The sequence below is a fragment of the Porphyromonas bennonis DSM 23058 = JCM 16335 genome (assembly GCF_000375645.1).
Classification (GTDB): domain Bacteria; phylum Bacteroidota; class Bacteroidia; order Bacteroidales; family Porphyromonadaceae; genus Porphyromonas_A; species Porphyromonas_A bennonis.
Genome location: NZ_AQWR01000013.1, coordinates 42,834 through 52,333 on the forward strand (window position 1 = coordinate 42,834; position 9,500 = coordinate 52,333).

The following is a 9,500-nucleotide window of genomic DNA, read 5'->3' on the forward strand; positions in this document are numbered from 1 at the left end:
CGAAGTCATCCCGATCTATGACGAAGCCTTCGATGGTTCAAAAGTAGGAAGAATATTCCTATTTCGCAAACCTTGCATTACAATTAGAGCCAAAAAGCTTACCCAATTGCACTGACGAGCTAACATTATCACAAACTACCTCCTCCCTATCGGCTCCTCCCGCCAGACGCCATCATCTGAGCGTACGAGATGAACCACCTCGCCATAGGCGATCTTGCGGGCAAAGGACTCGTCGATCGTGTAGCCAAGGAGACGGACGAGGAAGATCCGGATCACCCCGGCATGCGTCACCAGCACCGGTGGGCGGTCGTAGTCCGGCAGGTAGTCGATGAAGTCCTGCACCCGTCGGGTCATCCCCGGGTACGACTCGCCGGCAGGAGGGGCAGTATGCTTGTAGTCGGCAAACCACGCCTCGCTCTCTTTCCGCTCATAGACCGCCTGCCAAGGGACCAGCTCCCACTTACCGAAGGCCAGCTCCGTAAGCCGGGCATCAATGGTGATCGTGTCAGCGAGCTCCTTTGCCAGGAGTCGGCAGCGCCTGAGCGGACTGCTGTAGACACGCCCATAGCCGGTTCCCTCAAGGGTGGCGACCACCCCGGCAGTCTCCTGCGGGAAAGTCTCCGCCACCGAGACGTCGGCTCTGCCGTAGCAGATACCACTCGGCGTGGCGGTATGCGTGTGGCGGACGAGGTAGAGCTCCATCACATCAGCCGCTCCACGGCGAGGAGGGCGACGAGACAGCCCATCTCGCACATCTGCTCCAGCGCCCCAAGCACGTCCCCCGTGTAGCCGCCGATACGCGCCTTACTGAGTCGGTGGACAAAGAGGAAGAGCAGGACGTAGACCGCCACCACCGCCAGCGCCTGCATCCACCCAAGCGCCAGCAGTGCGACGAGACCGGTGACCACACCGACCACGATCGAGCCGTCAGAGGTGACGTAGGACTCCCGGCTGAGCTTACTATTCTCCCGTCGGGCATAGACGGAGAAGTGCATCATCAGCAGCGGCACCGACCGTGCACTGCAACACATCACGACCATCGCCGAGATCGGCGAGGTGAGTGCAGAGAGGCAGCAGACCTTCAGCAGCAGCTGCATCACCGTGCCGATCATGCCGAAAGCTCCGGCATGGCTGTCCTTCATGATCTCAAGCACCCGCTCACGGGTCGTCCCACCACCGAAGCCGTCTAAGAAGTCGGAGAAACCATCCTCGTGGAAGGCCCCCGTCACTATGATCATCGTGGAGAGCGCCAGCACGGATGAGACTGACGGCGGCAGATGGAGGAGAAAAAAGGCAAGCGCATAGACCGCCGCACCACACCCACCAATGAGAGCACCTACGAAGGGCATGTAGCGAGCCGCCTCGTGCGCCGTCTCCGCATCGAAGTGCACCTCTCCCGCCGGCAGACGGGTGTAGCACATCACCGCAGCCTTCAGGAGATTCCACTCACTCCTCAGTCCCATGGCGGTAGATACTGTCGGGATTATCCTCGTAGCAATTCTCCAGCTGTCGATCGTCGAAGGAGGCCATCTCATTGAGAAAAGCGACGGCCGACCGGACGATCGGATAGGCAACCACGGCACCGGTACCCTCGCCCAGCCGCATGCCGAGCCGGAGGATCGGCTCTCCTCCGAGGTAGTCCAGTAGCATCCTATGCCCACCCTCATCAGAGACATGACCGTAGAGGACGCAATCTTTCGTCCCTGGCGCAAGTGCCTCGGCAGCGATGACAGCCGCCGTGGCGATGAAGCCGTCACAGAGGATCACCATCCGCAGCCGAGCCGCCTCGATCATCCCGCCGACCATCATCGCTATCTCGTACCCGCCGTAGGTGGCGAGGATCTCGAGGGGCGTCTCCGAATGATGAGCCTCCACGGCACGCTTCAGCGTCTGGTACTTATGCTCTAAGTGTACATCGTCCAGTCCCGTACCCCGTCCCACAAGCCGGTCGAGTGGGATGCCGGAGTAGAGATGCGCCAGCACAGCGGAGGAGGAGGTATTGCCGATCCCCATCTCGCCGAAGCCGATCACATTGCAGTCCTTGTAGTACTCCTCCCGCACGCAGGCGGCCCCGGTCTCGAGTGCCCTCCGACACTCCTCGATCGTCATCGCCGGCTCGTGGAGGAAGTTTCGCGTCCCATACCCCACCTTCCGCGGCTCCACGCCATACTCCTCGGGGAAGTCCCGATCCACTCCGGCATCGATGACGCGGAGGTGGAAGTGGTACTGTCGGCAGAAGACGGTGATCGCCGCATTCCCTCTCTGGAAAGTGCAGCCACACTTGTAAGTAAAGTCCTTAGGCGAGAGGCTCACCCGCTCATCCGCTATCCCGTGATCGCCACAGAAGAGGAGGAGTGCCGGGCGCCTCAGCTCCGGCGTAAGGGTGTCCTGGATCAGGCAGACCTGACGAGCTATCGTCTCAAGCTGTCCGAGCGAACCGATGATCTTCGATCGCGTGTCGATCTTATGCTGTATTTCTTCTACTGTTACCATATTCTACTTTAGCCTCATGGCTATGCCCGAAACCATAAAGAAAGCCTCATCGGCGGATGCGGCTACGTGCTGATTGACCCACCCCTGGAGGTCGACGAAGTGACGCGCACTCTCCGACGAAGCGTGGAGCCCCATGCCGAGCTCATTGGAGACGACGATGAGCGTCATGTCCCGGGCGACGAAGCGATCCCACTCCGTTGTGGCTGCCCTCAGGGTCTCGTCCATGTCGTAGCCATGCTCGTCGTAGAGGTTGGTGAGCCAGAGGGTGACGCAGTCCATCAGCACCACCCGCCCCGTGAGGTCGTGATCGCTCAGGCGAAGCGGCTCCTCCACCGTCGTCCACTGCTCCCCGCGATCCTGCCGGTGACGCTCCACCCGCCGCGCAAAGTCCTCATCCATGATCCGCGCCGTGGCGAGGTAGATCGGATGGTCAGAGAGCGACTCCGCAAGTGTCTGCGCTTGGCGACTCTTCCCGGAGCGAGCCCCTCCGGTGATATAGATAATCCTACGCTGCATGGGGTCAGATGAAGTTCTGGAGAGCGAGGAGGATGAGGAGAAGCGCCATCAGCCCGGTGATGAGCCAGAATTGTCTGGAGGCGCTCCTATTCTTCCGACTCTTACCCACGGTATAGACGCTGTCGGTCTGATCCGCAAGGGGCAAATACCCCGCCTCACGAAGGATCCGAAGGGCTCTCTCCTCCTCCATAGCCGGGACCATGAGCGAGACGCCGCCGGTCAAGCCCTGCACCCGCCCAAAGACCTGTGTCCCCGTCTCTCCGGAGACGGTCACCATAATATTCTCCGACTGGAGGAGCGTCTCCGCCAGTCGCACTTCCTCGAGGTTGAGGGAGTTGAAGACCTCCACAAAAGCCTCCTCCTTATCATTCCTTTTCATAATAGTCACTCAGTCGCTTCCGCACGGAGACCATCTCCATACTCTACACAAAGGTCGCTTTTTTCTCCCGCCGGGACAAGTTGCAGTACCACGTTTGATTCGACGAGTGATCACCGCATCTCATTTATTTGCTACCTTTGCTTCGTCTTGGGAGTGCCCGAGGCGCAAGTAAATGCCTCCGCTGTGCGGAGGTGGGGAAACCGGTGAGAGTCCGGTACAGTACCCGCTGCTGTAAGTCTCATGTAATAGCCGATCGGCTCGATAGTCACTGGGGGTAAGCCCCGGGAAGGCTCCGATGCGGCAGAGACAAGTCAGAAGACCGACTTGCGACCGGGACACTACCTTCATAAGCCGTTATAGTCACACTAATTTCTTTCGGGAGTTAAAGTTATGAACAGACACTCAGGCGTTACTCGGTCATCCCTCAGCATCACACGCTTATGGTCGAGATAGTACGCAACCTCCTCTGGACGGGGGACATCGCCTCCTCCATCTTCATCCTCGCGCTGGTGCTTACCATCGGCGTCCTACTCAGCAAGATCCGCATCGGGGGTTTCTCCCTCGGGGTCTCCTGGGTCCTCTTTACCGGGATCTTCCTCGGGCACGTGGGTCTGAAACTTGATCCACAGGTGCTCTCATTTGTCCGCGAGACCGGGATGATCCTCTTCATCTTCGGCATCGGCATGACGGTGGGGCCGGGATTCTTTGCCACCTTTCGCCAGGGAGGGGTGCGGCTCAATGTCCTCTCTCTCCTGTCTATCCTTCTCTCCCTCGTCGTCTCCTACGTGCTCTATCGGGTGACGCAGACCCCCATGGCGACGCTGATGGGCATCCTCTCCGGGGCGGTGACCAATACGCCCGCACTGGCAGCGACGCAGGAGACTGCCCGCGCCGTCGGCAGCTCCGCCATCGGGGATGTCGGTATCGGCTACGCCCTCGGCTACCCGGTGGCGATCCTCGGGATGATCCTGACGATGTCGGTGCTGAAGTGGGTCTTCCGGATCGATGTGGAGCGCGAGGAGCGGGAGTTGGAGGAGCGGGAGCGTGCCGCCCACAAGGATGCGGTGGTCTACGCCCTGGAGGTGAGCAACCCCTGGATGGACGGCAAGAGCGTCTACGAGTCAAAGTCGGTGCTGGAGAAGTACGATGTGGTGATCTCCCGCATCATGCACCACGACTCCGGGGAGGTGGAGATGGCGGGACCGAAGTCGATCATACGCCTCGGCGACCGCCTGATGGTGATCTCCGATGAGAGCGACAAGGAGACGATATGCGCCTTCCTCGGGAGAGAGGTGCCGCTCGTGGAGCCGGAGTGGATCACACGCGGGGCCACTGATGTGGTGTCGCACCGCTGTCTCGTCACTCGTGACAGGATCAATGGGAAGAGCATCGGCAGTCTGAAGCTTCGCTCCCTCTACAATGCCTCGATCACGCGAGTCTACCGCGCTGGCGTCTACCTGATGGCACGCCCTGAGCTGCTGCTTCAGGTAGGAGACACGGTGATCGTTGTCGGACATGAGGAGGATGTGAAGCATGTGGAGCAGGTGCTCGGCAACTCGCGGAAGACCCTCCGTCAGCCCAACCTCCTCGTCGTTGCCCTCACGATCCTCATAGGCGTGCTGATCGGTAGCCTGAGGATCCACCTGCCGTCCATGTCTATGCCGGTTAAGCTCGGCTTTGCCGGCGGAACACTTGTGACGGCGATTCTGCTGAGTAACTTCGGCACCCACTTTCGCCTCAATACCCACAATACCGAGAGCGCCAATCACATGCTGCGGGAGCTGGGCATTGCCCTCTTCCTCGCCTGCGTCGGACTGAGTGTGGGCGAGAGCTTTGTGGCGAAGATCGCCAGCGGGGGACTGGTCTGGATGGGCTACGCAGCGCTTATGATGATGATCCCGCTCTGGATCACCCTGATCATCGGACGGCTCTGGCTCCGGCTGGACTACTTCACCCTGCTCGGCTACGTGGCAGGGAGCATGACCTTTGCACCAGCACTCTCCCTCACCCCGGATGCGACGAAGAATAACATCCCCTCCGTCCGCTACGCCACCATCTACCCGCTCACCCTCTTCCTCCGAGTTATGGCGGCTCAGTGGATGGTTCTACTCCTCTCCTAACTCCCGGAACTCAGTTTGTCATACTCCGCAGGGGTGTCTTGTAGACAAGGCACCCCTGCTTGCGCTTCCGACGAGGAGGTACGGAAATGGAGGACGGACGAAAATGGGTACCTTTGGACATCAGAGCAAGAAATTGAGAGCAAAGCAATGACCGAAATCCTGCACTTCACCAAGATGGAGGCCCTGGGCAACGACTACATCTATATCGATCGTGACCGCTACCCCTCCCTCGACTATCCCGCACTCGCCCGGCGCTACTCCGACCGCCACACCGGCATCGGGGGCGACGGCGTGGTGACCTACTCCCGGCACGATGCTGGGAGCTTCGAGATGCACATATATAATAAGGACGGCTCCGAGGCAGAGATGTGCGGCAATGCGATCCGCTGCGTCGCCAAGCTCCTCCACGAGGAGGCGCGGACCGAGGCGCACTCCCTTCGCATCCACACCGGGGCTGGACTCCTGACAGTGGATCCCCTATTTGATGAAGAAAAGGAGGTCACCGGAGCGCGTGTCGAGATGGGCATCCCCGAGGTGATCGAGACCCCCGAGATGGTCGAAGGGGTCGAGGGCTACGTCGCAAGCATGGGCAACCCCCACTTCGTCATCCTCTCACAGGAGGACTTCCCCCTCGAGACCAAGGGGCCGCTGCTGGAGCAGAGCTGTCGCTTCCCCGAGGGGACGAATGTCGAAGTGACCCGTCCGATCGACAAGCACACCCTCGAGATGCGGGTATGGGAGCGCGGATCCGGACTAACTCGCGCCTGTGGTACCGGAGCCTGCGCCTCGGCCGCCGTGGCGATCCGCCTCGGGCTGGCGCTCTCCCCTGTCTGCGTACGCATGCCGGGCGGCGACCTGACGATCGAGTGGAGCGGAGAGGAGAGCCGGTCGCTCTACATGACCGGACCCGCCACTCGAGTATTTGATGGCACACTTCAGCTAAGATAAATCCCTATGAATCATAAGATCAACACCAATTACCTCAAGCTCCCCGACAGCTACGTCTTCGTGGAGATCAATGACCGCATCGACCGCCACCTCCGTCACCACCCTGGTGCCGATCTGATCCGGATGGGCATCGGCGACGTCTCACTCCCCCTGCCGGATGCTTGCCTACAGGCCATGGCTAAGGCAGTGGAAGAGCTGGGTCACAGCGAGACGATGCACGGCTACGGCCCCGAGGTAGGACATAAGTTCCTCCGAGAGCGCATCGCCAAGGACTACCGCAGTAAGGGACTTCCGGTCGACTGGTCGGAGGTCTTCATCAGCGATGGTGCGGGACCGGACGCCTCCAATATCGTCGACATCTTTGACGACAGCGTGATGGTCGCCGTGACCGACCCGGTATACCCCGCCTACATAGAGACCAATGCTATGATGGGCCGCTGCGGAGAGTACCGCGACGGACGGTGGACGAGGCTGGAGTACCTGCCGTGTAATAAGGAGAATGGCTTTATCCCCCCCCTACCCTCCCGGCACGTCGACTTGCTCTACCTCTGCTACCCAAATAACCCGACCGGCACAGTACTCAAGCGGGCCGATCTGCAGCGCTTCGTCGACTACGCCCTCGCTGAGGATGCGGTGATCCTCTTTGACGGAGCCTATGAGGCCTACATCCGGGAGGAGGACGTGCCCCACAGCATCTACGAGCTGGAGGGAGCAGATCGGTGCGCGATCGAGTTCCGCAGCTTCTCCAAGTCTGCCGGCTTCACCGGGGTTCGCTGTGGCTACACGGTGGTCCCGCACGCTCTGAAGGCACACCTCGAGGACGGCTCAGAGGTGGAGCTCAATAGGCTCTGGGCGCGGCGTCAGGGGACGAAGTTTAATGGTGCCTCCTACATCTCTCAGGTCGGTGCCGCCGCCTCCTACCTGCCTGAGGCGCAGGCGCAGATCCGCGACCATGTCGACTACTATCTCGAGAATTGTCGGACGATCCGCGCCGCCTTTGCAGAGCGGGGCATGGAGGTCTTCGGCGGGATCTCGGCGCCCTACATCTGGATCAAGACTCCGGAGAGCCACCCGAGGAGCTGGGACTTCTTCCAGTACCTCCTCGAGGAGAAGGGCGTAGTGGGTACGCCGGGCGTCGGCTTTGGTCCCGAGGGCGAGGGTTACTTCCGCCTCTCCGGCTTCTCCACGCACGAGCTGACCGAGCGGGCGATGAAGCGGATCCTCGGCTGACCCGATGGGCACGCCTGTCGCCGGGAGAGCACAAGAGCAGATCATCATCGGGATAGACCCGGGGACGATCGTGATGGGCTACGCCATCATCGCCGCCCGGGGGCGCAAGATGCGCCTTATCGCCATGGGTGTGCTTAAGCTCGACCGCTATGCGAGCAATTACCTCCGACTGCGCAAGATCCACGAGGGAGTCTCTCAGCTCATCGCCCGCTACCACCCCGATCAGCTGGCGATCGAGGCACCCTTTTATGGCAAAAACGTACAGAGTATGCTCAAGCTGGGGCGCGCCCAAGGGGCGGCAATCGTCGCAGCTCAGCTCGCCGACCTACCGGTGACGGAGTACCCCCCATCGACGATCAAGAAGATGGTGACCGGCAACGGCAGCGCCTCCAAGGAGCAGGTCGCCTACTACCTCCGCAAGATGCTCTCCATCCCCCCGGAGGCGATGATGGATGCGCTGGACGCCACCGACGCCACCGGTGCGGCGATCTGCCACGTGCTCTCCGCAGGTCGCGGACCAGTCACGGGCGGGCGCTCCTCCTCATGGCGTGACTACCTCCGCAACCATCCCGACAAGGTCGTCAAGTAAGAGCCTGATGGCGTCAGTCTCAAAATATCAAAACTTCCCAAGCCACATCAGGGGGTGACGCATTTGAGCGGTACAGGAGCTATTTAACTCATTGTGAAGAGTGGAAGATGAAGCACCCCTTGTGGGTGCCCGCTTTTTAGCCCCCTCGACCCGTGGATCAGGCATTGCAAGCGATCCCGCGACCCCGCTAGGGTGTCGCACTGATTGCTTGACTCTCTGACAAGTGCGACACCCTAGCAGGGTCGTATATCCCTCTCGAGATCCTCCTTCCCGGGGTCTTCGGCACTTCGTGCCTCGACACCCGGTCTAAAAAACGATGATCCCTCCGGGGCTTCGCCCCTGCGGGATCGGCAGGCGGTAGCAGCAGGGCGGGGATCGGTCAATGGGATTGCACAGCGATAGGGAACAACACCTTTGCTGTGAAGCTCAAATGCGTCACCCCTGCAAACCACATAAATCTCCGAAAACCCAAAATATTTATTTGCAATGTTCAGCGCAAAATTGCTTGGTTTACCAATAAAAATGACGACATTTGGATACCAAGATCGGGAGCAGTCAACTCCATTAACCTGAAGTTCTCTACCACACCGATCATAACTAACGTCTAACAACCACCACAAGCAACATTATTATGGTTAAAAACAGGAGCCTTATGGCTCTTCTAATCCTGACCAGTCTCTGTATGCTGTGTTCCTCGTGCGATCGGTTTACTGACTGGAAAAAGGTGACGTGGGATCATTACGCCACAGGATTCTACTTAGAGAGCAGCATGGAAATACATGAGGAGTCAGCCGACTATATAGAGGTTCGTGTCAAGGGGTGGGACATAAAGTACGCCAAATGGTCAGTAGTTAATCGCCCAATTATCAGTATGACTTGTCTCTTTTCCTATCCCGAAAAGCGTCCTCAGCTGGAGCAGATCATACAGGACTTTGGCGAAGCGAAGCATCAGGCACACACCTACGAGGGGTACACTCAGCCACACTTCGCTTTTAGTACCCCAAGCCGCTATTTCCTCAAGACGCCGATAGACAAGGTGGAGCTGGTCAGCGACAGAGACTGGGCGGATCAGCCGGCGGGGAGTGTACTCAATGCGCACTTCTGGCTCCTCGGTCGCTGCCATGACCGCTATGCGAAGCATCTCGACAATCCCGGCAGGCAGAGAATGCCGGCAGACTTCCACGTCCGGAGCGAAGCCTATATGAAGCTGGTGGCGCAGGCTTAT

Annotated in this window: 10 protein-coding genes and 1 riboswitch; of the genes, 5 read left to right on the forward strand and 5 right to left on the reverse strand. The window is 59.7% G+C overall.

All coding sequences use genetic code 11. The features are described 5' to 3' along the window. Window positions 1–135: 135 nt before the first annotated feature. From cobC to B088_RS08305, 5 genes are read right to left on the reverse strand one after another with little or no spacing between them, the layout of a single operon-like run. Window positions 136–702 (reverse strand): alpha-ribazole phosphatase family protein, encoded by a 567-nt coding sequence (cobC, locus tag B088_RS03820; RefSeq protein WP_018107085.1) that lies wholly within the window; start codon window positions 700–702, stop codon window positions 136–138. Then, a complete protein-coding gene (cobS, locus tag B088_RS03825; RefSeq protein WP_018107086.1) occupies window positions 702–1,463 on the reverse strand; it encodes an adenosylcobinamide-GDP ribazoletransferase in 762 nt (253 codons plus the stop codon). Before cobS ends, cobC begins: the two co-directional genes overlap by 1 nt. Then, entirely contained in the window at window positions 1,447–2,493 is a 1,047-nt protein-coding gene (cobT, locus tag B088_RS03830; RefSeq protein ID WP_018107087.1) for a nicotinate-nucleotide--dimethylbenzimidazole phosphoribosyltransferase, read from the reverse strand. Before cobT ends, cobS begins: the two co-directional genes overlap by 17 nt. Window positions 2,494–2,496: 3 nt before the next feature. Then, window positions 2,497–3,009 carry a bifunctional adenosylcobinamide kinase/adenosylcobinamide-phosphate guanylyltransferase gene (locus B088_RS03835; RefSeq protein WP_018107088.1) on the reverse strand — a complete coding sequence of 171 codons (513 nt, stop codon included), beginning with the start codon at window positions 3,007–3,009 and terminating at the stop codon, window positions 2,497–2,499. Between the two features lie 4 nt (window positions 3,010–3,013). After that, window positions 3,014–3,388: a putative signal transducing protein gene (locus tag B088_RS08305; RefSeq protein ID WP_018107089.1), complete on the reverse strand. Its 375-nt coding sequence runs from the start codon at window positions 3,386–3,388 to the stop codon at window positions 3,014–3,016. Between the two features lie 149 nt (window positions 3,389–3,537). Continuing rightward, a riboswitch (cobalamin riboswitch) is annotated at window positions 3,538–3,730 on the forward strand. Between the two features lie 98 nt (window positions 3,731–3,828). On the opposite strand from B088_RS08305, the gene B088_RS03845 reads away from it, so the two are divergent. The 5 genes from B088_RS03845 to B088_RS03865 all read left to right on the forward strand — a co-directional run. Further along, entirely contained in the window at window positions 3,829–5,508 is a 1,680-nt protein-coding gene (locus B088_RS03845) for a putative transporter (RefSeq protein WP_018107090.1), read from the forward strand. Between the two features lie 147 nt (window positions 5,509–5,655). Then, complete coding sequence (gene dapF, locus B088_RS03850) at window positions 5,656–6,456, forward strand: diaminopimelate epimerase (RefSeq protein WP_018107091.1); 801 nt, start codon at window positions 5,656–5,658, stop codon at window positions 6,454–6,456. Between the two features lie 6 nt (window positions 6,457–6,462). Beyond that, complete coding sequence (locus B088_RS03855) at window positions 6,463–7,686, forward strand: LL-diaminopimelate aminotransferase (protein WP_018107092.1); 1,224 nt, start codon at window positions 6,463–6,465, stop codon at window positions 7,684–7,686. Window positions 7,687–7,690: 4 nt separating this feature from the next. Further along, window positions 7,691–8,275 (forward strand): crossover junction endodeoxyribonuclease RuvC, encoded by a 585-nt coding sequence (ruvC, locus tag B088_RS03860; RefSeq protein ID WP_018107093.1) that lies wholly within the window; start codon window positions 7,691–7,693, stop codon window positions 8,273–8,275. 652 nt (window positions 8,276–8,927) lie between these two features. After that, window positions 8,928–9,500, forward strand: a 573-nt coding sequence (locus B088_RS03865; RefSeq protein ID WP_038973893.1) for a hypothetical protein, incomplete at its 3' end; no start/stop codon positions are given.

Excerpts from the sequence above, each read along its gene's own strand:
- B088_RS03845 (WP_018107090.1), top strand. The coding sequence starts at position 3,829 with ATGGTCGAGATAGTACGCAACCTCCTCTGGACGGGGGACATCGCCTCC.
- cobC (WP_018107085.1), bottom strand. The coding sequence starts at position 702 with ATGGAGCTCTACCTCGTCCGCCACACGCATACCGCCACGCCGAGTGGT.
- cobS (WP_018107086.1), bottom strand. The coding sequence starts at position 1,463 with ATGGGACTGAGGAGTGAGTGGAATCTCCTGAAGGCTGCGGTGATGTGC.
- B088_RS08305 (WP_018107089.1), bottom strand. The coding sequence starts at position 3,388 with ATGAAAAGGAATGATAAGGAGGAGGCTTTTGTGGAGGTCTTCAACTCC.
- B088_RS03855 (WP_018107092.1), top strand. The coding sequence starts at position 6,463 with ATGAATCATAAGATCAACACCAATTACCTCAAGCTCCCCGACAGCTAC.
- dapF (WP_018107091.1), top strand. The coding sequence starts at position 5,656 with ATGACCGAAATCCTGCACTTCACCAAGATGGAGGCCCTGGGCAACGAC.
- B088_RS03835 (WP_018107088.1), bottom strand. The coding sequence starts at position 3,009 with ATGCAGCGTAGGATTATCTATATCACCGGAGGGGCTCGCTCCGGGAAG.
- cobT (WP_018107087.1), bottom strand. The coding sequence starts at position 2,493 with ATGGTAACAGTAGAAGAAATACAGCATAAGATCGACACGCGATCGAAG.
- ruvC (WP_018107093.1), top strand. The coding sequence starts at position 7,691 with ATGGGCACGCCTGTCGCCGGGAGAGCACAAGAGCAGATCATCATCGGG.